This is a genomic window from bacterium (assembly GCA_035505375.1).
In the GTDB taxonomy this organism is placed as follows: Bacteria; Hydrothermota; Tepidihabitantia; order Tepidihabitantales; family Tepidihabitantaceae; genus UBA2258.
The window spans coordinates 1-26,182 of sequence record DATJQV010000003.1; the positions used below are offsets into that span (position 1 = coordinate 1).

The following is a 26,182-nucleotide window of genomic DNA, read 5'->3' on the forward strand; positions in this document are numbered from 1 at the left end:
TTCTGAATGAAGCACTGCACTGAGTCCTGTTCTGGGGAGCTCTGGAAGTACCTGTGCGCGAAGCGAGTGCCCGCAAGTGGGGGTAACCCACTGGTGAGACTGATTGAACTGCCGACCGAGCGAAAAGGAGCCGCCGACTCAAATCGAGTCAGCGGCAGCAGACAACTCAAACGAAAGCGAGACAGCTAACGCACAGCTTGACTGCCATACCTGCCTTTGCGACTTTGGGGGCAGGGGACACGTCCACGGAGCGCCGCGTAGAACGCGTCGCGGATGTGTCCCCAGCGCGGGCGACACTGAGGGGTCGAGACCCCTGACCTCTTTGACCTTGGTCTCCATCGCGTACAACCGGGAAATAGCTGCCTCGTAACGCGCGGCCATGTCTTCGTGGAGGTCGCCAGGCGTAGCTAACACACGACCGTTGTTGCACTTTACCTTGTGTCGTTCGGCTCTCTTCTTCGGATCATTCATGACCTTCCTCCAGTCGCCTTCCTCCTGCAGCAACGCCATCATCACAAGTCAGGTTAGAGGCTTACCCTTCCGTTATCAGCAGACGTAACCTACTGGCTTTTAAGATGATAACCAGCATGCAGCACAGTTGGCATCAGCACTCCGTAAGTCAGTCCCCCAGTCAATCCCCGAGTCACTCCCCCAGTGACTCCCCCAGTCACTCACCCAGTCACTTACCGAGTGACCTACCGAGTGATTTGCCCGGTGACTTACCGACTTACTTAGTAAGTGACATACCGAGTTACTTGCCGAGTGAGTTGCCGAGTGACTTACTGAGTGAGACGGTAAGCCACTTGCCCGGTGACTTGGCAAGTGACCCTCCGAGTCACTTGCCGAATGACTTGCTGAGTGACTTCCCGAGTAGTTCGCCGAGTGATTGGGCCAGTGCTGTCGGTGTCGATGAGCAGGAATGTATCGAAGACGGTATCCGCCGACCTGAGGACAGGCCACTGAAGCGTGAAACGGATCCCAGCGGCGGTCGGGCCTGCGGGCCGGTCCGGGCCGGTCAGCGGTAGAGCAGAATTCCGCCCTTGTCGAACCTGCGACGTGATGCAGTTCCGCGCTGACCTCCTTGACGCCTCCGGGCCGGAGAAATACAATCAGCGGGTGAACTCGTCTGTGGCCCGGGCCGACGCAACCTGTCCCAGGCAAGAAGAATGAGGCCCGAAGCCGTCCGGCGTCCCACTTCGTCATTCTCGAAGACAATCCTTCTCGTTTGCCTCGCAGTCGCCCTGCTTCCTTCTGCCTGCCGCCGGAGCCAATCCGCGGTGCGGAAAGAGACGCGCCTGATGATGGACACTTATGTCACGATTCAGGCGGTCGGGCCGGCATCGAGGGCCGACAAGGCTATTGATGCCGCCTTTGCCCGGCTTGATGAGGTCAGCCGCAAGTTCAATCATTTGGACAGCGCGAGCCCGCTGTACGCGTTCAATGAGCGGAACGTCCCGATTACCGACCGGGAAATCATCCACGTGCTCGCGACGGCTCAGCGCATCAGCGTTCTCTCCGGCGGGGCGTTCGACGTGACGGTCGAGCCCCTGGTTCGACTTTGGGGCTTCTATGGCGACCATCCGGCCCTGCCGTCGCAGCGGCAGATTGACTCCTGCCTGAAGTTCGTCGGGTATCAGAACCTTGTCATCGACAGCGGCCGGGTGACCAAGCGCAACTCGGCGACCCGCATTGACCTCGGCGGCATCGCCAAAGGCTTCGGCCTGGTCGAGGCCGCGCGCGTGTTGCGGCAGGCGGGAGTAGATTCGGCGCTCATCGACCTTGGCGGCGATATCTACGCCATCGGCAGGAAGGGAGACCAACCGTGGAGGGTGGGCATCCGCAACCCAAGAGGCGATGGCGTAGTCGGCATCGTCCCGCTCACCGACATGGCCGCAGTGACTTCAGGCGACTACGAACGGTACTTCTGGGGCCCGCCGGGGGAAGGCTCGGGACACGATCCCGATTCCTCGCGGGAATCTGGTCGTGTCCCTCGCGACAGCGTCCGCTACTGCCACATCATAGACCCGCACACCGGCTGGCCCGCGCGCGGCTACTGCAGTGCGACCGTGCTGATGCGGGACCCGCTACTGGCGCAAGGCTTTGCCAAGGTGCTGTTTATCCTCGGGCCCGATGCGCTCAAGCTCTGCGACAGCGCCGGGTATGTTGACTGGCTGCTGATAACCGACAGCATGAAAGCGATAACGTCCGAAGGATTGAAGGGCTCCGTGAATCCGAGCCTTGTTGGCGCTTCAGCGTGTGAGAAACCGGATTCCCGTTAGGCTTCCGGCAGGGCGGCATGCCCAATAGCAGAACAGCGGCGCGAGAGCGCCGCCGCTGAACTTTCAACCGCTTCTATTTCAGATACTTACCCGGGTCAGCCGCAAACTCGGCCTTGCAGCTTGCCGCGCAGAAGTAGTACGTCTTGCCCTTGTAGTCGTAGCTGCAGGCGGCGTTTTCCTTGGTTACTGTCATCCCGCACACCGGGTCTAGGTTTCCCTCTTTGCTGTCGTGCTCATGGTTCATGCTTACCTCCGTCTTATTCGACCACCCTGAGCGGCTTCCGGTTCACGCGGACTGGTGTTCCGCGAGCCAGCGCTTGACCTCGGGCAGCCAGGCGGTCTTGATGTCGGCCGCGACCCAGCGGCCCACGATGTCATTCCCGTCGGTGGCGACCACCAGCGGCGGGGTATCTGTCCAATCATACCACGCGAAGTCGGCCAGATTCTCGGGTGTAGCAGCAGTCCCTTCGACGTACCTGACTTCAGGCGTGACGCCGGCCCGGCTCAACACGTCCTGGGCCTTCTTGCAGAGCTCACAATTCTCTTTAGCAAAAACCTGAAAATTCAACTTGTCCTCCGGTTGTGCAACGAGATTGAAAGTTACTCCCCCTGCGGGCGAAATCAATAGTCTTTATCCCGTAAGTCCGTCAACCGCGTCCCACCCGCAAGCCGACGTCCGCCGCTCTTGTATCCGCCTCCGCCTGAAGCCGCCTTTCAAGACGACCTTCAGAGTATGCCAATCTCTTGACGCCGCCGATGGCGGCGACGGGGGATGGACTCAGGCCTGGCAGCTTGACCCCGCCGTCACGGCGCCCTAGAATCAGCCCGTGAACTGTCTGAGGCGCGGAATCCCCGATGCTCGCCTCTGTCGCGGGTGCGGCAAGCGGGTCTGAGAGGTGAACCGGTCTCCGCTCGCTGCCGCTTCGGCCCTGCTCGCCTCGGCGCTGGTCTTGTCCGCCGCAGTGGGAAGCCTCTTTGGGCTTGAGCCGGAGCAGCGGCTCGTCGGTTCGGCCTGGTTTCTTGCCGGAGCCGGCATTGTGGCGCTCGCCAGCCTCCTTGCGGCGGTCGCCGCTGTCTCGCGACGTTCCTGGTCAGGTGTACTCCAGCACATCGGACTCGTAGTCGCGCTCACCGGTGTCGCCGTCAACCAGAAAGCCGCCCACAGTGATTTTCTCTTCCTGGAACAGGGGGCCGGGGCAAGCAACTTCGCTTTGGGCCATGACTTGCGCCGGGTGGAAGAGTTACCCGTGCCGCTTGCCCTGGACTCGCTGACATCGCTCAGCGCGAAGGCATTCCGGCCCGCCCCGGTCGCATGGGTTACCGTCGCCGATGGGCGTTCCCGCCCGGTGACCTACAACCGTCCACTGAAGGTAGCCGGCAGGCAGGTACTCCTCTCGCTGACTGTGGCGCCGGGATTCCTCAGCGAGTACGAGATCACGTTGGACGGAGCCGAGTATTTGTTACTGCACAACCAGTCGGTCGAGCCCTCACCCGGACTCCGCCTCTGGAGCTTCGCCTTTGACGCGGCTGCGAACAAGGTTGGCCTGATGGTCGGCAATGAACAGCAGTGGCTCGGAACGGGCGACAGCGCGCTGGTCGGTGGTAGAATGTTGAGGCTCAGGTCCGCGACCTTTGCCGCAAGTCCCGGCGCGATCTTCATCGTTAGCGACACCCGATACCGGTTCCCCATCTTCATCGGCCTGGGATTCGTGCTGCTCGGGCTGCTGCCCCCGCTGTTCAGAAGGGAAAGACCGTGACCGGCCCTGCGCTCCTCTTTGCCGCGCTTGCCGCGTACGTGGTCGCCGCGGTTGCGGCCGGAATCGCCCGGAGCCGGCATCAGGCCGGACTGTTGTCCGGCGCAAGCGTGGCCGCCTCAGCAGTCGGCCTGTGCCTGCAGCTCGCCTTCACGACAGCACGCACGGTCGCGGTCGGCTTCCTGCCGTTCGCCTCTCGATTCGAGTCGATGGCCTTGTTCGCGCTCGTGTCGCAGGCGACGGGGCTGGTCGTCTATCTCGCGACTCGACGGCTTTCGGCCAAGCTCGGCACTGACGCGGTCAGCGTCCTGCTGCTACTCGGGACGTTGATGCCACACGGGTTCTCCCCGGGCGGCGGCCTTAATCCGATTCTCAATAGCCCGTGGTTCGCGTTCCACATCGCGGTAGCATTCGGCGGCTACGGCTGTTTCACCGCCGGTCTCGCCTGGTGCATCGCGTGGCTCTTTGACCGCAAGCTCGACCTCAACCCGACGGTGCCGCGCCGGCTCGCTCTCGCCGGTCTGCTGCTGCTCGGGGCCGGTATCCTGACCGGCGCGATGTGGGCCGACTCCTCGTGGGGCACCTACTGGAGCTGGGACCCCAAGGAATCCTGGGCACTGCTCACGTGGACACTGATGGCGGCCTGGCTGCACCTGAGTGGCAATAGACCACGGCGCTGGGCAGCGGCGCTCGGTTTCGGTCTGGTCTTTGCCGCAATGTTGTTCACGTTCATCGGCATCAACCTGTTGAGCTGGGGCCTGCACCGGTACTAGGACGAATCCGAGCCGAGGTCAGAATACGGACCCGCGACCACCGATAATTGGCAGCGCCCGCCATTTGACCTCTGCCCCGGCGAGTGCTATCCTACGCCTGAACGTGAAAGAAGCGCTTGAGCGAACCCTGCGCGGCCTCGGCCGTCCCTATGAGCGCCTGCTCGAACTCAAGGGAGCACGCCGGCTGTTTTTGGTCGGCGGCACGATTCGTGACATCATCCTCGGCCGCGAGCCGACCGACTTCGACTTCGCGGTGTCGGGCTCCGGGCTCGAGTTCGCGACTGCCTTTGCGCGCAAGGTCCACGGCAGTCTGGTCGTCCTCTCCGAACCCGACGACGAAGCCCGGGTCGTCTATCAACGGGACCTGACCTTCGACTTCAACGGCTTCGGCGGCCGGGCAATCGAGGACGACATCCGTCGCCGCGACTTCACGGCCAATGCCCTTGCGGTCGAAATCCTGCCCGACGGCGTCGACGACCTGTTGGATATCGTCGCCGGCCGAAGAGACATCACGGAACGACTGCTGCGGCCGGTGTCTGCCGATTCGCTCAAGCTCGACCCGCTCCGACTGCTCCGCGCCATCCGCATTGCGCTGGAGCTCGACTTCCGCATTGATGAAACGGTATTCGACCTCGGCCGAAATGTCTCGCTCAAACAGACGGCGCCGGAGCGCATCGGCGCGGAACTGCTCCGGATAATGGAATGCCCCGGCTCCTACACCTTCATCCGGAAGCTGGTCGACCTCGGCCGGCTGCAGGACATCCTGCCCGAGCTCGTGCCGCTGCTCGAGGACGAGGACCTGCGCGAGCACTCACTCCGCACCTACTACAAGATTGAGGAAATCGTCACCGACGACTCCTTCTTCCGCCGCTTCGACCCGGAATGGACCGCGTACTTTGAAAGATGGGGTCTAGGGGCCGAGGATTCAAGGATTCCAGTGGCCCAACCCGCCGAGTCTTCAGATGCCGGGGCCGCCTCACTCGACCCCTCGAATCCTCGAATCCTGGAATCCTCTCCTTTGCCTTTCCGCCGCGGCCTGCTCAAGCTCGCCGGCCTGCTGCACGACACTGCCAAGCCCGAAACCCGGTTCATCAATGTCCAAGGCGAGATGCACTTCTATGGCCACGACAGCCTCGGCGCGCGGGCCGCGAACCGTATGGGTCGCGACCGCCTGCGCCTGTCCCGCGCCCAGACCGCCATGCTTTCAACACTAGTTGCCGAGCACATGCGGCTTCACCTGCTCGCCACCGCGCCCGACCTCACTGACCGCGCGGTACGCCGCTTCTTCCGCGACCTCGGCGAAGAGGCGTTCGGCCTGATGATTCTCTGCTTTGCCGACGGCTGGGCGACTGCCGGCCGTACCGGGCATCTGGAAGACACGATAACGCGAATGACTGACCAGCGCCGGGCCGAGGCCGCGAAGCTCAAGGTCAAACGCTTCGTTACCGGGAACGAACTGATTGCGCTCGGCCTTAAACCAGGCCCGGTCTTCAAGGTCATCCTGCAGGAGCTCGAAGACCTGCAGCTTGAAGGCGTAATATCCAGCACCGAGCAGGGGCTGGACTACCTCAAAGCCCATTTGCCCGGCCTTCTGGCCGGAAAACCCGAATGACCAATTGCCAATTCCTAACGAATGCCCAAAGCGGGGAATTCGCTCCGGCCCTCGCCATTGTGTCATTAGAACTTAGTTGGTCATTGGGAATTAAGTATTAGGAATTCGATGTTGGTCCACAGCTTTGTCTACGGCCCTGTTCCCAGTCGCCGCCTCGGCCTCTCGCTCGGCATCAACATAATCCCGTTCAAGACCTGCACGCTCGACTGCATCTACTGCCAGTGCGGCAAGACCACCAAGAAAACGCTGGAACGCCGCTCCTTCTTCCCAATCAACGACATCCTCTCCGCCATCCGCTCCGCTGTCCGCCCCTCGTCCCTCGTCCCTCGCTCCTCGCCCCCTGACTTCCTCACCTTCTCCGGCGAGGGCGAGCCGACGCTCAACCAGGACATCGGCCGCATCATCCGCCGGCTCAAGCGCGAGTTCTCCATCCCGGTCGCGGTGATTACCAACTCGACGCTCTTGACCGATTCGCAGGTTCGGCGCGACCTGTCCGCGGCCGACCTCGTCATACCGTCGCTCGATGCGGCCGACCCGCGTAACTTCGCCAGGGTGGATCGCTGCCACCGCGACCTGCGCATCGAGGATATCATCGCGGGTCTCAAACTCTTCCGCCGCGGCTTTCGCGGCAGGATCTGGCTCGAGATAATGCTGGTGAAAGGCGTCAACGACTCGGTCGAGCACGTAGTCGCTCTGCGCAAGGCGGCATACGAAATCCGGCCCGATCGGGTTCAGCTCAACACAGTCATCCGCCCGCCGGCCGAGAGGTTCGCCAAGCCGGTGTCGCTCGACGACCTTGAGCAGATCCAATGTCTGTTCGGCCCCGATACCGACATCATCGGCGAACCCAAGGATCGGATACGAAAGGCAAAGTACCAGAGACAGGCCCGACCGGATGCCGCTATTCTTGCGACCGTCCAGGGTCGGCCGGTAACGAAACTGGACCTTGTCTGTTCGCTCGCGGTCGAACCGCGTGAGATCGAAAAGGCGCTGCGCCGCCTGCTGCGGTCGCAGCGCATCATGCCGGTGGATTTCAGCGGGAAGACGTTCTACGAAGCGACCCAGCCGGAGCGCACGAAAACGTTCAGTTCAACTTGAAAACCGGAGACCCTCGCGCAGCGGCCAACGGCCGCTAGTTGACCCCTCACGTCGGGGCCGGAGTCTGTTCGGTGGGGAACTCGCCGTTTGGCTGCGGCTTCGCACGGTTGCCGGCAAAGCTGACATACAGGACGAGGGCGGCGACGGCCACGATCACCACCAGTAGCAGCGCCCGCGCGAAGTTCTTCATCAGACCACAATTGTAAGCCGGACAGGCCGCTTCGTCAAACCGGAAAAGGCGTACAGGAACGGCTCATTGACTCGCGCATGAGTGGGCTCAAGCGGTCCGGGTCTAAGGGCCCGCCGGGGTCGGTGTTTGTGTCGACTGTGGCGGGACCGGCGGCGTGGGCTGCTGCATCGAAGGCCGCAGGGTGACGGTGAAGTACAGGAAAAACGCGAGGGCGAGCAGCAGCAAGACGATCAGCATCTGCCGCGTGCTATTCTTCATGCGACGCAGTACAGGAATCCGGACGACTCGGACTCCGTGTTTGCAGAAGCCGGCACAGATACGGGCACGGGCGGAATTCTAGGAGCACTAGCCCACTGGGTCAAGTGTGCGCGAACCCCGTGTGTCAATCTGAAGCGGGTTGCGGGGCTGGGCTGGCCTCGGGTTCGCTCAAGGTCAGAAGCGCGCGGTTGAAGTCCAAGAGCGCCCTGCCGTTTGCCGGTCCGTTGCGATTCTTCAGCACCGTCACCTCAAGCTCCGTCACAGAATCCGTGTCCGGCACAGACTCTTCCTGAGCTTCCTCCATCACACGGTTGAACAGCCCCAGCGCGACCTGGGCGTCCTGCTCGATGTCCCCGGCGCCGTGCAGGTCGTCCAAGGCCACCCGGTCCGGGTGCGCCGGGCTCCTGACCAGTTGCGCGCCGAGTATCACCGGTACGCTCAGGCTCTTCGCGGTATCCAGTATCCGCTCGGAGATGCGTTCGAGCTCCCGCTGCCGGCTCATGAACTCACCCTGTATCCTGACTTTCTGCATGTAGTCCACGAAGACCGCCCCGACCGGGACCTGCCCGCAGATGGCGGCAACGGTTTCCGCCCAGTCCCCCACGGCATAGGGCTCGTCCTCAAGGAGGACCCGGTCTGAGTTCAGCAGCTCGCCGAGCTCTGCCTTGCCCTTTTCCAGCGTCGGGTTGTCCGTCCTGCCCTTTCGGACGTAATCCTCAAGCGCAGCCAGGTTGTATCCCAAACTTTCCGGGTCGACGATAGTGCCGCACAGGATGTTGAGGAGCTTCAAACCGAGCTGTCGCCGCGGCTCCTCATAGGAAAAGAATACAAAAGCCTTGTCCTTGTACATACGGCTCATGTTCACGAGCAGATTGAACATCATGGTGGTCTTGCCGTGACCGGTTCTGCCGCACACAATCGTAACCGCCGCCTGAGGAATGGTCACGAGTTTATCCAGGCTGGCAAAGCCGGTCTTGAGCCCTTCTGGAGTCTTCGCAAGCTCGGCCTGGAAGTCTCTCAGCCGGTACGAACTCAGGTTCCGGAGCTGGTTCCTCGGTTGGTCTGGCGTACTCCGCATCACGAACCTCCATCTGAACGGTACTGCCGCTCGGTCATCGCACGATTCTAGGCGGCTCAGCAACGGTGTCAAATCCCCAGTGAAGCGGACTGAACCCGCTCGCACTGCTCCGTGTCGGTTCAGAGCGGAATTCTGCCTCAATCGCCACATACCCCAGCACCCCGGCTCGCCGGTACCGCGAATCGGCAGGGTCAAGTGTCGGCCTTTGCAGCACCTGTCTGCAGCGACTTTACAGGGGGGCCGCCGGTGGTAGAATATGGCCGCATGTTGTTTGACTGTATCAGTCCAGCGACGAGGACCTCGGAACTGCTCGTTCGCGGTGAAGCCGGGTAGCGGTGATGGCAAAGAGAGGAAGAGGCCGGGCCTGGGTGTTCCTCATCTGCTGGATTGCGCTGACCTGTTTTCTCATGACCTACCCCTTCCGCGGCGGCCCGAGCATCATCGGGCGCGGTTACGACAAGGTGATTCACACGTCGCTCTTCACGGTGATGGGCCTGTCGGCGCAGGCGGCAATACCGTGGGCTTCACTGCTCATAGCCGCACCGCTCGCGGTCGGACTCGAGCTCATCCAGAAGAAGATACCGGCACGCCACTACGATATCGTTGACATGATGGCCAACGCTACCGGCATGCTCCTCGGCATCTTCGCGTACGAACTCTCAACCCGGCTCTCAAGATGACCGGCGAACCCGAAACTCGAAACCAGAATGACGATTGCATGCGGGCAAAACTCAAAGCACGAAATCCGAATTCTCCAATTCGTTATTTCCCGGCTTTCGGGCTTCATTCGGAATTCGAGCTTCGTCCTTCGAGTTTGGACCTGACACTATGTCTGAATTGAAGCAATCCCGCCCGAAGGGCACGCAGGATTTCGTGCCGCCGGACTCGGAGCGACGGCGGCAGGCCGAGGCGGCGTTCCGCAGTCTGGCCGAGACTCACGGCTTCCGCGAGATAATAACGCCGACGTTCGAGCACACCGCCGTGTTTGTGAAGTCGTCCGGCGAAACCTCGGACATCGTCAAGAAGGAGATGTACTCGTTCAAGGACCGCGCCGGCCGGGACCTGACGCTCCGGCCCGAAGGAACACCCGGAGTGGTGCGCGCGGTGCTGGAGAACCGTCTGCGCCTGCCCTGCAGGCTCTACTACATCGGCCCATACTTCCGGTACAGCCGCCCGCAGAAGGGACGCTACCGGGAATTCGGCCAGCTCGGTATCGAGGCACTGGGCGAGGCCGGTCCTCTGACCGACGCCGAAGTCATCGCCGTCGGCAGCGCCTTCTTCGAACGCCTCGGCATCCGCGACTGCACCATTCAGGTCAACTCCATCGGCTGCCGCGAGTGCCGCCCTGCCCATCGCGACGCCCTCCGGGAGTTTCTGCTCGCGCGGAAGGAGCAGCTATGCGAGGACTGCCGGCTGCGCATCGACCGCAACCCGCTGCGCGTCTTCGATTGCAAGGTCGAGACCTGCCGGGAAGCGGTCAAGGACGCGCCGACGCCGCGGCGCTACCTGTGTCCGGCGTGCAACACCCATCACGAACAGGTCCTGGCCGAGTTGAACCGGCGCGGGCTGCGCCACGAGGCCAGCGACCGGCTGGTGCGCGGGCTCGACTACTACAACCGGACTACCTTCGAGTACGTATCGACCTCGCTGGGTGCGCAGGACAGCCTCGGCGGAGGAGGACGCTACGACTATCTGATTGAGGAATTCGGAGGGTCGAATACACCGGCGACCGGTTTTGCCATCGGGCTGGAGCGAACCCTGCTCGCAGCGCCGGCTGTGCCGCTTCCGACTCGACGCAAGCTCGCGTTTGTCGTCTGGCTGACCGACGCCGAGGTCGGCGCAGCGGTGGAACTCGCCGACCGGCTGCGGGCGGACGGCATCGCCGCGCAGGTCGATTACGACTCGCGCAAGGTCAAGGGGCAGTTCCGGTCGGCCGATGCGGCCCAGGCAACCTGCTGCGTGATCATCGGACCGGACGAACTGGCCAAGGGAGTCTACTCGCTGAAGGACCTGGCGACCGGCGAGCAGCGGGAAGTCTCGTCGGCTGCCGTCAGCGCCGAACTCCGCAAGTTGTTCGCTCCGTAGGACGCCGAGGGTGTGGGACTCTGGGGTTCCAGGTCCGAACGCTCGACCCCTTGAATCCTCGAATCCCAAGATTCCGTTTCTATTTCGTGGCGGCCAGCGCGTAGTCGGTGAGCTGGATATCGCAGCCCTGGTCGAGCACCGCCACGGCCGCAGTCCAGCGGCCGGCGGGTAACGCGGGCAACGTCAGCTCCAGATCCGCAGACCCCTTCTCGTCTTTGACGCCGAGGTGATCTCTTCCGGCCGATGGGCCGGTGTATTTCGGACCGCCAAGCAGCGAGATGTCGGGCTCTTCGCCGCGGGGCCAGGCAAGCAGGAACAGGCGGCAGCGCCCGCTCTTCTTCATCTCCCAGTCGTAGCTGAACGCTATCTTGCCCGCCGGTCCGCGCATGAACGGCACCGCCAGCTTCAGCTCGGCCAGCGGCCGCTCGCCGGGGACCGCGGTCTTGGGGGTACGCGGTGAGCGGAAAGCGGCAAGCGGCAGCATCAATCCCGGCGCGGGCGCGGTAAGTTCGGATGCCGGCACGTCCGGCTTGAAGTCGTGCTTGGTGATGGTGACCTCGAACTTCGGCGCATCCTTGTTCTGGGCGGCGACTTCCTGCCGTGCCTCGACTATCCACTCCTCCCAGGGCCGGTCGCCTTTCGAGGCGGCGTGGCGCGCGCAGACCGGCATCAGATTGTCTACCGAGGTCCGGCCGCCGGCCGACGGAGGCTGACGGAACACCAGCGTCGTGTGCTCGCCGTAGCAGCCGGGCACGCCGCAGATGGCGCCGCGCTTGGAGAGGACCGCCTCCTCCATTTCCTTCGGCCATTTCAGGTCGTCGACGAAGCCATAATGGTCTTCGTGCGGCGTCGGCGGGTAGTGAACACGCGAGCAGCGGCGACAGGTGGCTTCGGCTTCACGCAGCTTCCAGTCGACCGAAGTAGGCTTGTGGCATTCCGGGCAGTCATAGTTCCATAGCATGGTTCCCTCCGTCAGTAGTCGGATCGGCGTCTTGGTTCGTCACGGGCATAGTTTCTCTGATAAGATAATGGCTACTGGCTGGCCGTCTGTCAAGCAAGCCCGCGAATGGTGTCTCTCGTTCACCGTGCATCGTTCCGGGTAATCGTCTGAGAACCGGGGCATGACGACCGTACTGCCGGGCACGCCACGCGGAATGCCGACCGACAATGACGGCCAGCTAACGGAAGTTGTGCGAGCCTACTCGAGGGGCGAAGGTTCGTGGAATGAGAGCCCGCGCGCCGCGTGCCACGCGCCGGGGTCGGCGAAGTAGCGGACTACTTCTTCATACTCGTCGTCGGTCAGGAAACTGATCTCGCGCGGTATTTTCGGCGACAGGGCGGCGTCGCGATTGGTGAGCGAGTCGAGCCTCACCCCGACCTGCTCAAGATCCGTGCTGCCCTGCTGCTGCCGGTCGAAGACCACGAAGCAGGCTTCGACCCTTGCGCCCCACTCGCGGATTTCCCGGATGACGCGCGTCTTGGTCCAGCCGTGCACGAGCGTGTCATCCACCAGCAGCACTCGCTTACGGAACAGCTCGTGGTTCTTGATGCCCTCGAACGGGCTCGCCTCGGGATAGCGCTTGGCGCGGCGGGCGTAGAACATCGGCCTGGCCAGCTTCTGGGCCATCACGGCGGCGATGGCGATCGAGCCGGACTCGATGCCGCAGATGACGTCGAAGTCGAGGTTGCGCACCAGCAGCGCCGCGGAGGAAAGCACGAAGTCGTTCACCGCCGGATAGCTGGCGAGACCCTTGACGTCGATGTAGATCGGGCTGTAGTTCCGGCCCTCGTCGACCTTGTAGAGCGGGTGCAGGTCGCCAAGCGTGACTTTGATGGCGCCGATCTGCCAGAGCATGGCGGCCACGGTTTCGGCCATGTTGCCCGACATCACGCGGCGGATGAGCCCGAGGTCGGGCGTGATGATACGCTGGTCGCGCATCAGGCGGTAGAATTTGTCGGACTCTTCCTCGTCAAGTTCGATGGCGAGCCGGGTCTCGTCGATGTCGTAGACGACGTGGAAACGGCCGAGCTCGCGGTCGCGGCCCAGCAGCGCGTAGCTCTCGGCGTTCGACTCGCGCTGCCGGGGCCCGAGCTTCGTCGCGGAATGGTTGATCTTGGCGCGGTAGGTCTCAAACAGGTCTGCGGCGAGCGACGCGACCTCTTCGTATTCGAGGATGTAAGGAGTGCTCGCCCGCATCACCGGGCCCGAGCATTCAATCTCCTTGAGGGGGACCTGGGTGAGTTTCATTGCCGCCGGGCGGCGGGCTCTCGCCGACCGCTAGCGCTCGCGCGCCACCTTGAACGCCTGGAACTTCGCGCTGTAGAAGAAATTCCAGAGCGCGCGGCACTTGCGGCGCAATTCGGCGAACGAGCCCTTGTTGTCGATGACGAAGTCCGCCCTGCTCCAGATCTTCGCGTCCGGTACCTGGAGCTTCAGGCGGGCCACGATGTCCTCTTCTTTCATGCCGGCATCGACCAGCCGCTCCGTCTTCAGGCGGTCAGCGGCAGTGACGAGGATGGCCACATCGACCTCTTTGTCCAGCTTCCAGTCAAAGAGCAGCGCCGCGTCGACCACCACCAGGCCCTTCCGGTTCCGGTCGATCTCCTTGCGCACGCGATCAAGCAGGGCCGGGTGGACAATCGCGTTCAGTTTGGCGAGACTCGCCTTGCTGGCAAAGGCCAGCTTCCCCAACGCCCGGCGATCGATGTTGTCGGTCTTGGTGAGGATACCGTGGCCGAAGGTCTTGACCAAACGGTGATACTCGGGCGTACCCTTGGCCAGGATCGACCAGCCCATCTCGTCGGCGTCGATGATCTTGGCTCCGTAGCGCTTCAGCTCACTGGCAACGGTCGACTTGCCCGAACCCATGTTACCGCCGATTCCGACGAGCAGCCGGTCCTGTGAGAGCTTCCTGTCGAACATCCTAGATCACCTTCGCTTCCTCGCGCAGCAGGCGCACGAGTTCCGGCACGACCTCTTCGGCCGCACCTTCGAGCACGCGGCCCGGCTTTCGGCCCGGCGGCAGCCGGTCATCAACGTAGATGACTCGCCGGGTCAGGGCTGCCGAGTCGATTCCGAGCACGGTCGCGCCCAGCACCGGGATTTCCTTTTTCTTCGCCGCCATCATCCCCTTGAGGGTCGGGTAGCGAGGTTCGTATGCCCCCTTCTGTATCGTCACCAGGCAGGGAATGGGAGCCTGAACCACCTCGGTCGCGCCCTCGATCTCGCGCCGGGCAACGATCGTTCGGGCGGTCGTGTCCGCCGTCACCTCGGCTACGACCGAAACGTGCGGAATCCCGAGGAAGTGGGCGATCGCCGGCGGTACTGCCGCAAAGTCATCGTCCACCGCCTGCTTGCCGCAGAACACGATGTCGAAAGGCTGTCGCTTCACGGCCGCGGCGAGCAGGCGCCCGACCGCAAGGGCATCGATACCGTCGAACGCCGGGTCGGTAAGCTGGACCGCCGCATCCGCGCCCATCGCGAGCGTGGTCCGGAGCGCGGTCTTTACCCGTTCCGGGCCCAGCGCGACGACAGTGATAGTACCGGCACCGGCCTTCTCCTTCAGGCGCAGGGCCGTTTCCATCGCGTATTCGTCGTAAGGATTGACGACCCACTCGATTTCGGTCGTATCCACGAAACCGGTCGACGTGTTCACACGGATCTTGGTCTCGGTGGACGGGACCTGCTTGACGCAGACGACTATGTTCACGACAGCGCCTTCACCAGCAGGCAGGCGTTGTGCCCGCCGAACCCGAACGAATTGGACAGCGCGGCGCGGATCTTGCAGTCGCGCGCCGTGCCTTTGATGAAGTCGAGCGCCACGCCTTCGTCCGGCGTCTGGTGGTTGATCGTCGGGTGTACCTTCTGGTGCTTGAGCTGCAGAACCATCGCCACGAACTCCATTGCGCCGGCCGCCCCGAGCCCGTGGCCGATCATCGACTTGGTCGAGTTGATCGCGAGCTTGCTTGCGTGCGGGCCGAAGACGTCGAGAACCGCCTTCACCTCGGAGGCGTCGTTCAGCGGCGTGGACGTGCCGTGGCCATTGATGTAGTCGATTTCCTCCGGCTTCATGCCGGCCTCGGCGAGCGCCTGGCGCATCACCGCGGCCGCGCCCCTGGCGTCCGGGTCCGGGGCGGTGATGTGGTAGGCGTCGGCCGTCGCTCCGTAGCCGGCGAACTCGCAGTAGATCTGCGCGCCGCGCCGGCGGGCGTGCTCAAGCTCCTCGAGCACGTAGATGCCGCTGCCCTCGGCGATGACGAACCCGTCCCGGTCCTTGTCATACGGCCGGGAAGCCTTCTCCGGTTCCGAATTGTGCTTGGAGAGCGCGCCCATGTTGTTGAACGCGGCGACCGTGAACCTGGTGATGGCCGCCTCGGCGCCGCCGGTGATCATCACGTCGGCTTCGCCGTTCACGATGTGCCGGTAGGCAACGCCGGTCGCGTGCGCGCCCGAGGCACACGCTGACGTGGTGTCGTAGTTCGGACCGCGCAGGTTGTGGTTGATGGCAATCTGGCCGTTGGCCATGTCCGGGATCATCATCGGTACCAACAGCGGGGAAACCCGGCGCGGCCCCTTCTGCAGGAACTGCGCGAACTGGGCCTCCCAGGTCTGGATGCCGCCCATGCCCGAGCCGGTGATTACGCCGACCCGGTCGCGGTCTTCCTTCTCAAAGTCCAGCTTCGCGTCCCTGACCGCCTCATCCGCAGCCCAAAGGGCATACTGGGTGAACCGGTCGGTGCGCTTCACGAGCTTCGGGTCCAGACGCTGCGCCGGGTCGAAGCCTTTGACCTCGGCCCCGATTTGCACTTCGAGGTCGGACGAGTCAAACGCGGTGAAGCGGGCCGCGCCGCTCTTCCCGGCGAGCAGATTCTGCCAGTATGTGGGAACGTCGTTGCCGATCGGCGTCACCGCGCCCAGCCCGGTGACAACTACCCGTCGGCGACCGCTCTGGGTGCTCATCGGCGGTTGGGGTAAGGAACCCGGCTACTTCTTCTCGGCCAGCTTCTTCTGCAGGTACTCGGCGGCCTTGCCAACAGTTATCAACTGCTGGGAATCCTCGTCCGGGATCTCGACCCCGAACTTCTCTTCGAACGCCATGACCAGCTCGACGATGTCGAGCGAATCCGCGCCCAGGTCGTCAACAAAGTGAGCGGTGTCGGTGACTTTCTCCGGAGCGACGTGCAACTGTTCAACTATTATGTTCTTTACATCGTCTATCAGCGCCATCAACTTCCTCCTTAAGGATGCCGGCCATCAGAACAGGCCGTCTTTGGCGGACGCTAGCCGAAAACTGGCAGAGTAGTGTATCAATAAGCCCGCTAAAGTCAATTCAGGCAGGGGGAGCCGCAGACCCACTGGGACAGGTCAGAATCCAGAATCCGGAGTTCCGAACCAGGATAGAACCAACCACGGACGAACACCGGTGAACACGGGTTCAGCATGGACTCCGTCTCGAACCCTTGAACCCCGGGACCCCGGAACCCTGTCCTACGGCAGGGTGAGCAGGTTCAGGCCGGAAAGCGGGTCCGGTTTGCGGACGAGGCGGCGTGTCCCGGGCACGAGCGTAACTTCGAGCGTAACCGTAACCTTACCCGAGAAAAGGTGGCCGGCGAAGGTCGTGAGCCGCGGATTGCTGATAACGGCGTGGATATGGCAGGCCGGGTTCTTGCCGACCCAGGCCACGTTCCCAACCACGGCCGCCACCTCGTGGTCGCCCTCAAACAACCGCTTGTGATAGGTCCTGGTCTTCGGGTCAAAGCACCCGAGGGTGATATTGTCGGCCGCCCCGATGCCGGTCAGGAACCCGGACCTGATGCGTCGGCTGCGCACAAAACCGGCGAGCGTCTCGATTATCTCCTCGCCCGGCATCAGCCGAAGCTGCCAGTACGACCCATTCCTCACGGCCCTCATGATTCCTCCCTGGTCCCTGAACCCTGATCCCCGGTCCCTGGTTTCTTATCCTTCTTAATGTACTTGCACTTCGGGTATCCGGAACAGGCGACGAACGGCCCGAAACGGCCTCGCCGTTCGACCAGGTTCTTCCCGCACTGCGGGCACTTCTCTTCAAGCATCTTCGGCTCCGGCCGCGCGCCGCGGACCATGAACTTGCACTCCGGGTATCCGGTGCAGCCCACGAAAACCCCGAACCGGCCACGCTTCTCGGCCAGCGGCTTGCCGCACTTCGGGCAGGGCTCGCCCGGCTTCAGGTTTGGCCCCGGCTCTTCGCGCTTGATGTACCTGCATTCGGGATATCCGGAGCACGCCTTGAACGGCCCGAACCTTCCCGACCGCTCGGCCAAAGGCTTGCCGCACTGCGGGCACTTCTCATCGAGCAGCTTCGCCTTCTCCTTCTTAATGTACTTACACTCCGGGTAGCGCGAGCAGGCGATGAACTTGCCGAATCTGCCCCAGCGCTCGGCCAGGTTCGCGCCGCACTCCGGGCACTTCTCCTCCAGTTCCTTGCGCAATTCCTGCTTGATGTCGGCCGCGCCCTCCGCGACCTTGTCCAGGTCCTGCTTGAACGGCTTGTAGAATCGCCCGATGACCTCCTGCCACTTCTCGCTACCCTCTTCCACGAGGTCGAGCTCCTTCTCCATCTCGCGGGTGAACCCGAGCTCGAAGATGTCCGAGAATCGGGGCACCAGCACGTCGGTGACGACCATCCCGAGCTCGGTCGGCCAGAGCCTGCCCTCGCGCCGCTCCGCGTATTTCCGGTCGAACAGGGTCGAGACGATGGTCGCGTAGGTCGAAGGCCGGCCGATGGAGTTCGTTTCCAGCCGCTTGATGAGCGTCGCCTCGGTGTAGCGCGCGGGCGGCTGGGTGAACTTCTGCTCGGGCCGGAACTCCTTCATCGTCAGCGGCTCGGCCGGGGCGAGCGCGGGCAGGACCTTCTCCTTGTCCGGGTCGCCGTAGACACGCTCGAATCCGCTGAACTTGCACTTCACCGCGTCCGCCTTGAACAGGTAGTCACCGCCCGCGACCTGCGCTTCGGTCAGCGCATAGACCGCGTCGGCCATCTGGCTGGCCACGAACCGGCGCCAGACCAGGTCGTAGAGTCTGAACTGCTCCGGCGTCAGGAACCGCTTCACCGATTCCGGCGTGCGGTCAACCCGCGTCGGCCGAATCGCCTCATGCGCCCCCTGCGCCCCGGCCCTGTCCGGATAGTGGCGCGGCTTCTCGGGCAGGAACTCCGGGCCGAAGCTTGCGGCCACGAACTCGCGCGTATCGCCCACGAATGCGTCGGCCACGCGGAAAGAATCGGTACGCGGATAGGTGATGAGACCGGCGGTTTCCTTCTCCAGGTCAATGCCCTCGAAGAGCTGCTGCGCCACCTGCATCGCCCTGCGGGCCGGCATGCTCAAACGCTGCACCGCGTCCTGCTGCATCGTCGCGGTGGCGAACGGCGGCAGCGGCCTTCGCGCCCGGTCGCGCGACCTCACATCGGCCACGCGGAACTCGGCCGCAGCGCAGCCCTTCTTCACCGCCTCCATCTCGGCCGCGCTGGTAATCTTGAAGTCCTTGCCGGCTATCTTCGCCAGTTGCGCCTCGAACGTCGCGCCTCCGCCTTCCCGCTCCTCCACTCTATCCCTTGCTCCCTCTATCCCTTTGTCCCCCTCCTTTTCGAACAGCGCCTTGATGGTCCAGAACTCCTCGGGCTTGAACGCCTGAATCTCGCGTTCGCGGTCCACGATCATGCGCAGGGCCACCGTCTGCACCCTGCCCGCGGAAAGCCCGCCGCGCACGATCTTCCAGAGCAGCGGCGACACGAGGTAGCCGACCAGCCGGTCGAGCACGCGCCGCCCGCGGTGCGAATCGACCTTCCTCTGGTCGATTTCGATCGGCTTATCCAAGGCTTCCTTCAGACCTTTGGCCGTAATTTCGTACACCAGCACGCGCTTCATCGGAACCGCCGTCCCCTGCCCCTCACCCCTCGCCCCGCCCAGCTCGAAAGCCACCGAGTAGGCTATCGCCTCTCCCTCGCGGTCCGGGTCGGTCGCGATGTAGACGGCTCGCGCCTGCCTGGCCGCGGCCTTCAGCTCATTGATGACCGCCGCCTTCCCGCGGATCTTGATATAATCCGGCTCGAACCCGTGCTCGATATCCACGCCGAGTCGCGACTTCGGCAGGTCGGCAATGTGCCCCCTGGACGAGAGCACCTGCATCTTCCCGGCGAGCAGCTTCCCGATTGTCCTCGCCTTGGTCGGCGACTCGACAATCAACAGGTCCTTGCCGGTCCCTCGACTTCTAGCTTCTAGCTTCTCGCCTCTAGCTTCTGACTTCGTCCTAGCCTTCGTGTCTTGGTGTCTTGGTGGTAAGACTCCGACCTTCCGGCCGGCCTTTGCCCGCTTCGGGGCATTCGCGTTTTTCTTTGGCATTGCGCGTGTAGAATAATAGGAAAGTAAGGACTGTCAACTACGGGGCACAAGAGTGCGCGTGGAATCTGCCCTCGGAACTCCCCGGCTAGACGCACCGACAAGAGCGCCAAGCCCGGAGAGACATAAGCGCAGACTATGTAGATTCGCGATTGTCTCTCGCTGCTCGGGAATCTACAATCATCAATCTTGAATCTAGAATGCCATTGAAGGCTCCCTTCAAAGCTCGCTGGAAAGCTCGTCTCAGAGCTCGCCGGAAAGCACCAAAGAAAGCTCACTCGAAAGCTCACTTCACAGCTTCTTCCATTGCTCATTACAGAGCTCACTTCATCGCTTCGTGCATTGCTCATCTCAAAGTTCAGCGCATCGCTTCTTTCATCGCTTGCTTCAAAGCTCAGTCGAAAGCTCGGGTTAAAGCTCGTCCGAAAGCTCAACTCAAAGTTCATTTCAAGGCTCGTTTCATGGCTTCTTCGAATGCTCCTCAAAGGGCTAGCCCCCAGGCGACCCCTATATGCGGATTCTCCGCGACCCGACAGTGCTTAACCGACCAGGAGTTATTGAGTTACGCTCGATTGGCGAGTGTCACTAAACCTTCAGTTCTTTTTGCCGTCTCGGTGAACCCGGAGTCCACTCGTTCATCGTTCCACGTCCCCGGTTCTGACTTCTGGCTCTTGGCTTCTGCCTCTTGACTTCGCCCCCGCCGTCGTGTCCCAACTCTTTCTCCTGCTGAGAGTTCTGGTTTCTGGTCTCTGAATTCTGGTTTCTGCTTTGTCCGAGTTCTCACTATCCCCTGGACGGTTGGGGGAGTTCCTGCCCCCAGACCGGCCCTCGCTCCAGCGCCCGTTGAGGCCGCTGCACCGGCTCCGGCAACGACATCCGCTCCGTCCCGCGCTCCGGCACCTGCTTCGGCGTAGGCAACGGCCTTCGCTCCGGCCCCTCTTCCGTGGCACGGAACAGCATCTGCTCCGGGCTCTGCTCTTTCGCCCTGACCAGCCCCCGCTCCTCGCTTCGCTCCGGCATCCGCAACAGCCGCCGGTCCAGTCCCCGCTCCAGGCCGATGTCCGGCCTCAGCTCCAGCCCATGCACCAGGCTCCGCTCCTGTCCGCGGACCTGCTCCCGGAACGGGCCTCAGTCCCGTATCTGCCCCGCATTTCCCCCAGCCCGACGGTCAACCGTGCTCCGCGCGCGGGCTTGACTATGCACGGCACGCGCATAACATCCCTCCTGATGCAAGGCCAAATCCGGCCAAACCCGATGACTCCGTCGTCGCCGGCCCGAAACTCGGAACTTGACCGTATGAACCTATAGGTTAATATCATGGTGAGACTTGAGGAACTGAAAACCGGACCGGCGCTCGTGGTCTGTGCTCTGGTCGTCAATGAACGAAACGAGACTGCTGAGTATCTTACCGCCCTGTCGCCGGTGGGACGGAAGAGGCTTGACTATGTATTCCGGCGGCTCGCCGAGCTCGGCCAGGCCGGGTTTCGTGATGAGACGCTCAAACGGCTTGAGGGCGTGGTCTGCGAGATAAAGGAGCACCGCACGAATACAAGGCTGTTCTGTTTCACATCAGGACACCGGCTCATTGTCTGCACACACGCTGCCCGGAAGCCTGCGGGCAACGCCCGGTATCAGGTCGAGATAGACAAAGTTCAGCGCCTGTACGAACTGTGCCTGGCCGAAGGAGTACTGCCATGATAGAAAAGGCCGCGTGGTATGAGGAAATGAGGAAGGGCTTCGAAAACGACCCTGACTACTGGGCTGAGGGGTTGAAGCTCGACTTTGCCGAGGAAGTGGGCCGGCTGATGGAAGAGCAGAAGGTCAGCCGAGCCGAACTTGCGCGCAGACTCGGCACTTCGCCTGCTTACGTCACGAAGATTCTGCACTGGACTGCGAACCTGACCCTGACAAGCATGTCCAAGATCGCCCTGGCATTCGGCTCCAGGGTTCATCTCAGCCTCGCGCCCAAGAACGCTCCTTCCGGCAGGCGTGTGGCCGTGGTTCCCGCAACCCGCAGGCGCGTGCGACGGAGCGAGTTGGCTTCGCCCCACCCGGCGCAGAGCGTGGCTGCTGACCGACCCTCTCGCGCCAGGCAGCATGACTTCATCGCCTCCGACAAACCAGCCCGCGCCCGGCGTCAGGGCGGCAAGGAATGAGGACCTAAGTCCGTGATTCCTCCTTCCTCTATTTTCACTCCTCCTTCCTCCATCCTCATTCCTCCATCTTCCGTCCTCCTTCCTCGCTCCTTCACGCGAAAGCCGAACTTGACCTTGTAAACCTTAAGGTTAATCTGTGCTGAGCTTGGATTTGCTGTTCGGCGGGGCTGCACGAGACGTGTACGCGCTGGCGGTCAACGAACGCTGTGCTACCCGGGACTGCATCTGCGACCTGCAGACGCGCTCGCAGGCACGCGTATACCGGATGCTGGAACGACTGGCCGAGCATGGACAGGTCGGCCGCGAGCAGCACCTCGTCCGACGTCTGGAAGGCAACGTCTTCGAGTTGAAGGAACGCGAATCCAGCACGAGATTGTCCGGCTTCTTCCACGGCGCCCGCGTGGTGGTCTGCACCCACGGCACCCGGAAGCCCGCGGGCAAGGCGGCGTATCGAACTGAGATAGACAAGGTGAAACGGCTGCATCAGATGTGCATTGACGAAGGAGTTCTAGATTGACCGAACGGGCAGAGTGGATCCGCAGGCTCGGCGAGAAGCTGGAGCAGAACCCGGTCTATTGGACGGAGTACCTGAAGCTGGAGTTTGCCGAGGAACTCAGCCGGCTGATGGACGAACGCGGACTCACCAAGACCGACCTCGCGACGAAGCTCGGCTGCTCGCGTGCGTACATCACGAAGATATTCAACATCACGTTCAACCCGACCATCGAGACCCTGGCCAAGATTGCGCTGGCGTTCGACGCGCGAGTCGATCTCAAGTTGGTTCCCAGAGATGCTCCTTCGGGCAAGCGCGCAGTTGCGGCCCCAGCAACCCACCGCCGCGAACGCCGGCCCGAATTCGCTGCCGCTGACCGACCTGCTCGCGCCAAGCGGAATGAGTTTGTCGCCTCCGACAAACCAAGGAGGGAGGATCGAGGAGAGAGGAATGAGGGCTGAGGAATGAGGCCTGAGGAGTGAGGAGCGAAGTCGGCGTTTCTTCCATCCTCCGTCCTCTATCTTCCTTACTCCGCACTCCTCCGGTTCCTCCCTCCTCATTCCTCCATCTTCACTCCTTTTCTCGTCCTCCGTCCTAAGGTCCTGACGTGTATCCTCCATCCTCCGACCTCGGTCCTCGATCCTACTTCCTACCTCCTCCCTCTTCTTACCTCCGTCCTCAGTCCTTTTCTCGACCCGCGCCCCGCCGCAAGCGTATTGCCTCGCCTGTCCGCAACCCCGCCCGAGATGAGTAGGGCATCTCCGAACTCACGAGAGCAGTTGTCCCCGAAGGGGCCATAGCGTTCGTCGGTCCGCGCGTCCTAGCGGGGTTTTTGGCTAGTTGACAGCATGATCTAACTAAGCGATAATCGAGCATGTGGTGCTTAAGTGCGGCAAGGCCCCGGTCCCGCCGCAAGCTTATTGCCTCGCCTGTCCGCAACCCCGCCCGAAGTGCGTAAGGTGACTCCGAAATCTCCCACCTTGGTGATGTTCCCATTCATGGCCTCTGCGCCTTCGGGGCAGGTAGGCGGCTGGCGCTTCGTGAAGTGGGAAGCAGCTGTCGAGGACAGAATACCGGTCAAACTGCGGCCCCGGTATCTGCGTTGGTTGGACAAGTACCCGTGGAGCCGCAGGGGCTTTGGCGAGCCGCATGCGGCGGTACGTGAGGCTGACACGGCAGTCAGTTTGGATGACCTCGCGACAATCATGATGTATTGCCACTTATCCCTCCACAGCAGGTTCTCCTGCACCCGTGACAGTTTCATCTACAGAGAGGTGCGCGCACGCCTGCCGGGACCCCAGAGATTCCCCCGGATTCGCAAAGTCAACGCCGCACCATTTCACGCAATAGAATGGAATGAAAACCTACTGGTGGCGCTGTCAAAGGTCTTCGCCCAAGCGCCAAGCCTGGACCAAGGTGAATTGCTCCCGCGGATCCGCCGGGCCATCATTCTACACAACGAGGCGTACTGGCTTTGGGACACCGAACGCCCCGTTTCCACCGTCTTCTTCGTGCTGACTCTCGCGCTGGCGTTCGAGGCCCTCTTCACTCCCGCGCGTCGGCCGAAGTCAGACGAGACGCCCGGAATCAGCGCAACCGTGCGGCAAGAACTGAAGGGCCTCCTGTTGCATGGCAGGCGCGAGCGGTACTATGAACGGGGGCTGAAGAAGTGGTGGAACGCGTTCTACGATCTTCGCAGCCGGATTGCCCACGGCCGCACGGTGAGCGAGGATGACTTCCTGGCGCTGGGGAAGAAAAAGGGTCGCCACCACGCCATGGTCGCACGTCAAATGCTCGGCGCGGTTGTCTACTCGCTGCTGGCGAAGCAAGGTCTGTGCCCGGCAGACCCTTTGGGACTCGCATACGAACGGCATGTGAAACCTGCTCTCGACCAGATGGTGCCGAACGGCGTGCGCTTCGACGAAGTGAGTGACATCGTGAGTAACATGTTCGAGCGCGGCAAACTTAAAGACGATGAGGATCATGAACGTGAGAGGGAACTCGACAACCTGCTCTGCGGCATCCAGGACTGGGACATGTCATTCACTGAGGCCCAGGAGCGACGACTGACAGCCGCACTGGTCCAGTTGTTGAATAACGAAGCGCGACTTCCACTCCTGTCCCGTGCAGTGCGCAGAACACAAGTCAGGGTTGAGTTGTTGCGGGCTTTGAGTGAGCAAGTGCGTTCCCGCCCGCCTCGACGGCTACTGTGACCCGGAGAGCCGGCTGCTCAAGCCAACTCGGCTGCAATGAGACCACCGCGACGCGGCACGGCCATAGGCTTAGCGGGGTAGAAACGACCGGGGGAATCAGGGACAGTCACCCTATTAGATGACTGCGTCAAGGCGCGACATTACCGGACGGTCGAGTTGATCGAGCGGGATTACGGCTGTCGGCTTACAGCTAGCCGCTCGCGGCCCCCGAATCAGGATGGCGCAGCAGGAGATTCCTGACGCGCGGGCGTTTGCCGGCCATCAGCAACAGCATTCTAGATTGTGGATTTCAGATTGTAGATTGGCGGGCAGGGCGGCTCAGCGCTGAAGACGTCCTTCGGTGGGACTCAGGGCGACGCTTCGCTCGGTTTGCAGTTGGCAGTCATCGGCCCAGACTCCTGACCTAGCCGTGAGCCGTAACGCGCCTCCGGCGCGAGTGACCAGTTCCCAGTTTCCAGTTGGCAGTATCGGACTCGTACCACTTACCTCTAACCTCGTCTCCGCTGCCCATGTCACGCGGTTCATTGTAATGAGCCGCGAGCCGTAGACCGCAAGCCGTACTCCGCGAGCCCGCTCTGCCCATTTGACATCTGCATCTGTCCCATTACCATGTCCCCGATGTTTGAGCCTTTCACACGTGCCTATTGGCCCGACGTCGCGCGATTTGCCCGGCGCCTGCCGAATTTCGACTACGTGAAGACGATCGTGCGCCTGCATCTCGATGAAAAGCGTCCGGGCGGCTGCTATGTCTGGCGAACCGACGGGCGCATCGCCGCATTCTGCGGCCTCAACTACCTGAACCCGGACGACGCCTGGCTCTATGGCATGCGGGTCGCCCCGTCTTTTCACAACCGCGGAATTGCCACCCGGTTCACGCGGGCGCTGATAACGACAGCCGGCCGCGACGGCAGATCCTGGGTGGGACTCAATACCAATGATCGAGCTTCTCACCGACCGGTCTTTAGAATCGCGGAGAAACTGGGCATGAAGCTGGAGGGCATCTATTGCAACGACGGCCTCTGGTCTCTGCGTCGCCGGCTCGCCGTCCCGCGGCTCAGGCATCATCCTGACATCTTTGGTGAATTCCTGAAACGGGGCCGGACCACGGTTTTCCACGACGCGCCCGGCTGGTTCTGGTCCAGATTACTCCCGGCCCGACGCGAGTGGGTCAATGCCAACGGCTATGTCCTGCATGGCATCCCTCTGCACGTAACCCGCCGCACCCATCCAGAACACAAGAAGTCGGCGACCATCAACCTGCTTGAGCTTCCGCCTGACCCGAAGCGACTGCTGGCAAGTCTGCTCGCCTTTGCTCAAGGCCGAAACTGGATCGTCGTGAACTACCCGCTGGAATGGAAACGCACCGTTCGCTCTGCCTGGCAGGAGATGGTGCCGACTCTCCGCCGGGATCACCACTACTCAAGCGCTGAACGGGTGTATGGGAAGTACCTGTGTGATTCCGGGGACGCAATAAGAGATTCCTGACGCGACGTCATTCCAGATTGTAGACGACGGCGTGGACTGCCAGCGGCAGCCGCGGCTAGCAGAGGGCAGTTAGGAGTTAGGCGCGGCCAAGGGCCGCGAGTGTCCAGTTACCAGTTGCCATTGTCCAATGCGGGCCTCCGTTTTCCGTTCCCCGGTCTCGCGCAGCCGTCTTGTGATGCGAACCGGGCTCCGACCATCTCGCGCGGTTCATTATCGTGAACCACAAATCCCCAGCGACACGGCAGGAGACTGCCAACGCGCGGGCGGGCTAGTCTTCGATTACCACTATTGCCGTGGCGTAGTCAAGCAGATGTGAGATGTTGCCGTGGACTTCC

At 62.4% G+C, this 26,182-nt stretch carries 28 protein-coding genes; 13 read left to right on the forward strand and 15 right to left on the reverse strand.

Annotated elements, in window-relative coordinates; all coding sequences use genetic code 11:
• Positions 1-138 precede the first annotated feature (138 nt).
• Positions 139-471 carry a hypothetical protein gene (locus tag VMH22_00330; GenBank protein ID HTW90140.1) on the reverse strand — a complete coding sequence of 111 codons (333 nt, stop codon included), beginning with the start codon at positions 469-471 and terminating at the stop codon, positions 139-141.
• A gap of 806 nt (positions 472-1,277) precedes the next feature.
• Between VMH22_00330 and VMH22_00335 the strand changes: the two genes are divergently transcribed.
• Positions 1,278-2,279 carry an FAD:protein FMN transferase gene (locus VMH22_00335; protein ID HTW90141.1) on the forward strand — a complete coding sequence of 334 codons (1,002 nt, stop codon included), beginning with the start codon at positions 1,278-1,280 and terminating at the stop codon, positions 2,277-2,279.
• A gap of 73 nt (positions 2,280-2,352) precedes the next feature.
• Here the strand turns inward: VMH22_00335 and VMH22_00340 are convergent, their stop codons facing one another.
• Together VMH22_00340 and VMH22_00345 are read right to left on the reverse strand one after the other, a co-directional pair.
• Positions 2,353-2,523, reverse strand: a complete 171-nt coding sequence (locus tag VMH22_00340) for a YHS domain-containing protein (protein ID HTW90142.1) — start codon at positions 2,521-2,523, stop codon at positions 2,353-2,355.
• A gap of 42 nt (positions 2,524-2,565) precedes the next feature.
• Positions 2,566-2,847, reverse strand: coding sequence for a glutaredoxin domain-containing protein (locus tag VMH22_00345; GenBank protein ID HTW90143.1), 282 nt, complete (start codon positions 2,845-2,847; stop codon positions 2,566-2,568).
• 328 nt (positions 2,848-3,175) lie between these two features.
• Between VMH22_00345 and VMH22_00350 the strand changes: the two genes are divergently transcribed.
• From VMH22_00350 to VMH22_00365, 4 genes are all read left to right on the forward strand, one after another.
• Positions 3,176-4,036 (forward strand): hypothetical protein, encoded by an 861-nt coding sequence (locus tag VMH22_00350; GenBank protein HTW90144.1) that lies wholly within the window; start codon positions 3,176-3,178, stop codon positions 4,034-4,036.
• The gene (gene ccsA / locus VMH22_00355; protein ID HTW90145.1) at positions 4,033-4,806 is read left to right on the forward strand and encodes a cytochrome c biogenesis protein CcsA; all 774 of its coding nucleotides are present in this window, start codon (positions 4,033-4,035) and stop codon (positions 4,804-4,806) included. The genes VMH22_00350 and ccsA overlap by 4 nt, the downstream gene beginning before the upstream one ends.
• A 103-nt stretch (positions 4,807-4,909) precedes the next feature.
• Positions 4,910-6,418 (forward strand): HD domain-containing protein, encoded by a 1,509-nt coding sequence (locus VMH22_00360; GenBank protein HTW90146.1) that lies wholly within the window; start codon positions 4,910-4,912, stop codon positions 6,416-6,418.
• Between the two features lie 108 nt (positions 6,419-6,526).
• A complete protein-coding gene (locus tag VMH22_00365) occupies positions 6,527-7,516 on the forward strand; it encodes a radical SAM protein (protein HTW90147.1) in 990 nt (329 codons plus the stop codon).
• 46 nt (positions 7,517-7,562) lie between these two features.
• On the opposite strand, the gene VMH22_00370 is transcribed toward VMH22_00365, so the two are convergent.
• The 3 genes from VMH22_00370 to VMH22_00380 form a co-directional block, all read right to left on the reverse strand.
• Positions 7,563-7,706: a hypothetical protein gene (locus tag VMH22_00370; protein HTW90148.1), complete on the reverse strand. Its 144-nt coding sequence runs from the start codon at positions 7,704-7,706 to the stop codon at positions 7,563-7,565.
• A gap of 102 nt (positions 7,707-7,808) precedes the next feature.
• Positions 7,809-7,964: a hypothetical protein gene (locus tag VMH22_00375; protein ID HTW90149.1), complete on the reverse strand. Its 156-nt coding sequence runs from the start codon at positions 7,962-7,964 to the stop codon at positions 7,809-7,811.
• 124 nt (positions 7,965-8,088) lie between these two features.
• Positions 8,089-9,042 (reverse strand): DnaB-like helicase C-terminal domain-containing protein, encoded by a 954-nt coding sequence (locus tag VMH22_00380; protein HTW90150.1) that lies wholly within the window; start codon positions 9,040-9,042, stop codon positions 8,089-8,091.
• 338 nt (positions 9,043-9,380) lie between these two features.
• Between VMH22_00380 and VMH22_00385 the strand changes: the two genes are divergently transcribed.
• Together VMH22_00385 and hisS are read left to right on the forward strand one after the other, a co-directional pair.
• The gene (locus VMH22_00385) at positions 9,381-9,722 is read left to right on the forward strand and encodes a hypothetical protein (GenBank protein ID HTW90151.1); all 342 of its coding nucleotides are present in this window, start codon (positions 9,381-9,383) and stop codon (positions 9,720-9,722) included.
• A 148-nt stretch (positions 9,723-9,870) separates the two neighbouring features.
• On the forward strand, positions 9,871-11,127 hold the full coding sequence (hisS, locus tag VMH22_00390; protein ID HTW90152.1) for a histidine--tRNA ligase: 1,257 nt from the start codon (positions 9,871-9,873) through the stop codon (positions 11,125-11,127).
• 79 nt (positions 11,128-11,206) lie between these two features.
• Here the strand turns inward: hisS and VMH22_00395 are convergent, their stop codons facing one another.
• From VMH22_00395 to VMH22_00435, 9 genes are all read right to left on the reverse strand, one after another.
• Entirely contained in the window at positions 11,207-12,088 is an 882-nt protein-coding gene (locus VMH22_00395) for an HNH endonuclease signature motif containing protein (protein ID HTW90153.1), read from the reverse strand.
• Between the two features lie 237 nt (positions 12,089-12,325).
• Entirely contained in the window at positions 12,326-13,375 is a 1,050-nt protein-coding gene (locus VMH22_00400) for a phosphoribosyltransferase family protein (GenBank protein HTW90154.1), read from the reverse strand.
• A gap of 30 nt (positions 13,376-13,405) precedes the next feature.
• The gene (gene coaE / locus VMH22_00405) at positions 13,406-14,050 is read right to left on the reverse strand and encodes a dephospho-CoA kinase (GenBank protein HTW90155.1); all 645 of its coding nucleotides are present in this window, start codon (positions 14,048-14,050) and stop codon (positions 13,406-13,408) included.
• A 1-nt stretch (position 14,051) separates the two neighbouring features.
• Positions 14,052-14,837: an electron transfer flavoprotein subunit beta/FixA family protein gene (locus VMH22_00410; GenBank protein ID HTW90156.1), complete on the reverse strand. Its 786-nt coding sequence runs from the start codon at positions 14,835-14,837 to the stop codon at positions 14,052-14,054.
• Positions 14,834-16,087 carry a beta-ketoacyl-ACP synthase II gene (gene fabF, locus VMH22_00415; GenBank protein HTW90157.1) on the reverse strand — a complete coding sequence of 418 codons (1,254 nt, stop codon included), beginning with the start codon at positions 16,085-16,087 and terminating at the stop codon, positions 14,834-14,836. The genes VMH22_00410 and fabF overlap by 4 nt, the downstream gene beginning before the upstream one ends.
• A gap of 24 nt (positions 16,088-16,111) precedes the next feature.
• Positions 16,112-16,354, reverse strand: coding sequence for an acyl carrier protein (locus VMH22_00420; protein HTW90158.1), 243 nt, complete (start codon positions 16,352-16,354; stop codon positions 16,112-16,114).
• Positions 16,355-16,615: 261 nt separating this feature from the next.
• Positions 16,616-17,038 (reverse strand): PPC domain-containing DNA-binding protein, encoded by a 423-nt coding sequence (locus VMH22_00425; GenBank protein ID HTW90159.1) that lies wholly within the window; start codon positions 17,036-17,038, stop codon positions 16,616-16,618.
• The gene (gene topA, locus VMH22_00430) at positions 17,035-19,503 is read right to left on the reverse strand and encodes a type I DNA topoisomerase (GenBank protein HTW90160.1); all 2,469 of its coding nucleotides are present in this window, start codon (positions 19,501-19,503) and stop codon (positions 17,035-17,037) included. The genes VMH22_00425 and topA overlap by 4 nt, the downstream gene beginning before the upstream one ends.
• Positions 19,504-20,283: 780 nt before the next feature.
• Entirely contained in the window at positions 20,284-20,586 is a 303-nt protein-coding gene (locus VMH22_00435) for a hypothetical protein (GenBank protein ID HTW90161.1), read from the reverse strand.
• A gap of 231 nt (positions 20,587-20,817) precedes the next feature.
• On the opposite strand from VMH22_00435, the gene VMH22_00440 reads away from it, so the two are divergent.
• From VMH22_00440 to VMH22_00465, 6 genes are all read left to right on the forward strand, one after another.
• A complete protein-coding gene (locus VMH22_00440) occupies positions 20,818-21,198 on the forward strand; it encodes a type II toxin-antitoxin system RelE/ParE family toxin (protein HTW90162.1) in 381 nt (126 codons plus the stop codon).
• Positions 21,195-21,656, forward strand: coding sequence for a helix-turn-helix transcriptional regulator (locus VMH22_00445; GenBank protein HTW90163.1), 462 nt, complete (start codon positions 21,195-21,197; stop codon positions 21,654-21,656). The genes VMH22_00440 and VMH22_00445 overlap by 4 nt, the downstream gene beginning before the upstream one ends.
• A gap of 145 nt (positions 21,657-21,801) precedes the next feature.
• A complete protein-coding gene (locus tag VMH22_00450) occupies positions 21,802-22,173 on the forward strand; it encodes a type II toxin-antitoxin system RelE/ParE family toxin (protein HTW90164.1) in 372 nt (123 codons plus the stop codon).
• Positions 22,170-22,610, forward strand: a complete 441-nt coding sequence (locus VMH22_00455) for a helix-turn-helix transcriptional regulator (protein ID HTW90165.1) — start codon at positions 22,170-22,172, stop codon at positions 22,608-22,610. The genes VMH22_00450 and VMH22_00455 overlap by 4 nt, the downstream gene beginning before the upstream one ends.
• Before the next feature lie 537 nt (positions 22,611-23,147).
• Entirely contained in the window at positions 23,148-24,362 is a 1,215-nt protein-coding gene (locus VMH22_00460; GenBank protein ID HTW90166.1) for a hypothetical protein, read from the forward strand.
• Between the two features lie 618 nt (positions 24,363-24,980).
• Positions 24,981-25,847 carry a GNAT family N-acetyltransferase gene (locus VMH22_00465; protein HTW90167.1) on the forward strand — a complete coding sequence of 289 codons (867 nt, stop codon included), beginning with the start codon at positions 24,981-24,983 and terminating at the stop codon, positions 25,845-25,847.
• Positions 25,848-26,182 lie beyond the last annotated feature (335 nt).

Bases quoted from the DNA above. Each gene is read 5' to 3' on its own strand.
- VMH22_00330 (HTW90140.1), bottom strand. From the start codon at position 471: ATGAATGATCCGAAGAAGAGAGCCGAACGACACAAGGTAAAGTGCAAC.
- VMH22_00340 (HTW90142.1), bottom strand. From the start codon at position 2,523: ATGAACCATGAGCACGACAGCAAAGAGGGAAACCTAGACCCGGTGTGC.
- VMH22_00365 (HTW90147.1), top strand. From the start codon at position 6,527: ATGTTGGTCCACAGCTTTGTCTACGGCCCTGTTCCCAGTCGCCGCCTC.
- VMH22_00370 (HTW90148.1), bottom strand. From the start codon at position 7,706: ATGAAGAACTTCGCGCGGGCGCTGCTACTGGTGGTGATCGTGGCCGTC.
- VMH22_00375 (HTW90149.1), bottom strand. From the start codon at position 7,964: ATGAAGAATAGCACGCGGCAGATGCTGATCGTCTTGCTGCTGCTCGCC.
- VMH22_00380 (HTW90150.1), bottom strand. From the start codon at position 9,042: ATGCGGAGTACGCCAGACCAACCGAGGAACCAGCTCCGGAACCTGAGT.
- VMH22_00385 (HTW90151.1), top strand. From the start codon at position 9,381: ATGGCAAAGAGAGGAAGAGGCCGGGCCTGGGTGTTCCTCATCTGCTGG.
- hisS (HTW90152.1), top strand. From the start codon at position 9,871: ATGTCTGAATTGAAGCAATCCCGCCCGAAGGGCACGCAGGATTTCGTG.
- VMH22_00395 (HTW90153.1), bottom strand. From the start codon at position 12,088: ATGCTATGGAACTATGACTGCCCGGAATGCCACAAGCCTACTTCGGTC.
- VMH22_00400 (HTW90154.1), bottom strand. From the start codon at position 13,375: ATGAAACTCACCCAGGTCCCCCTCAAGGAGATTGAATGCTCGGGCCCG.
- coaE (HTW90155.1), bottom strand. From the start codon at position 14,050: ATGTTCGACAGGAAGCTCTCACAGGACCGGCTGCTCGTCGGAATCGGC.
- fabF (HTW90157.1), bottom strand. From the start codon at position 16,087: ATGAGCACCCAGAGCGGTCGCCGACGGGTAGTTGTCACCGGGCTGGGC.
- VMH22_00420 (HTW90158.1), bottom strand. From the start codon at position 16,354: ATGGCGCTGATAGACGATGTAAAGAACATAATAGTTGAACAGTTGCAC.
- VMH22_00425 (HTW90159.1), bottom strand. From the start codon at position 17,038: ATGAGGGCCGTGAGGAATGGGTCGTACTGGCAGCTTCGGCTGATGCCG.
- topA (HTW90160.1), bottom strand. From the start codon at position 19,503: ATGCCAAAGAAAAACGCGAATGCCCCGAAGCGGGCAAAGGCCGGCCGG.
- VMH22_00440 (HTW90162.1), top strand. From the start codon at position 20,818: ATGGTGAGACTTGAGGAACTGAAAACCGGACCGGCGCTCGTGGTCTGT.
- VMH22_00445 (HTW90163.1), top strand. From the start codon at position 21,195: ATGATAGAAAAGGCCGCGTGGTATGAGGAAATGAGGAAGGGCTTCGAA.
- VMH22_00460 (HTW90166.1), top strand. From the start codon at position 23,148: ATGGCCTCTGCGCCTTCGGGGCAGGTAGGCGGCTGGCGCTTCGTGAAG.
- VMH22_00465 (HTW90167.1), top strand. From the start codon at position 24,981: ATGTTTGAGCCTTTCACACGTGCCTATTGGCCCGACGTCGCGCGATTT.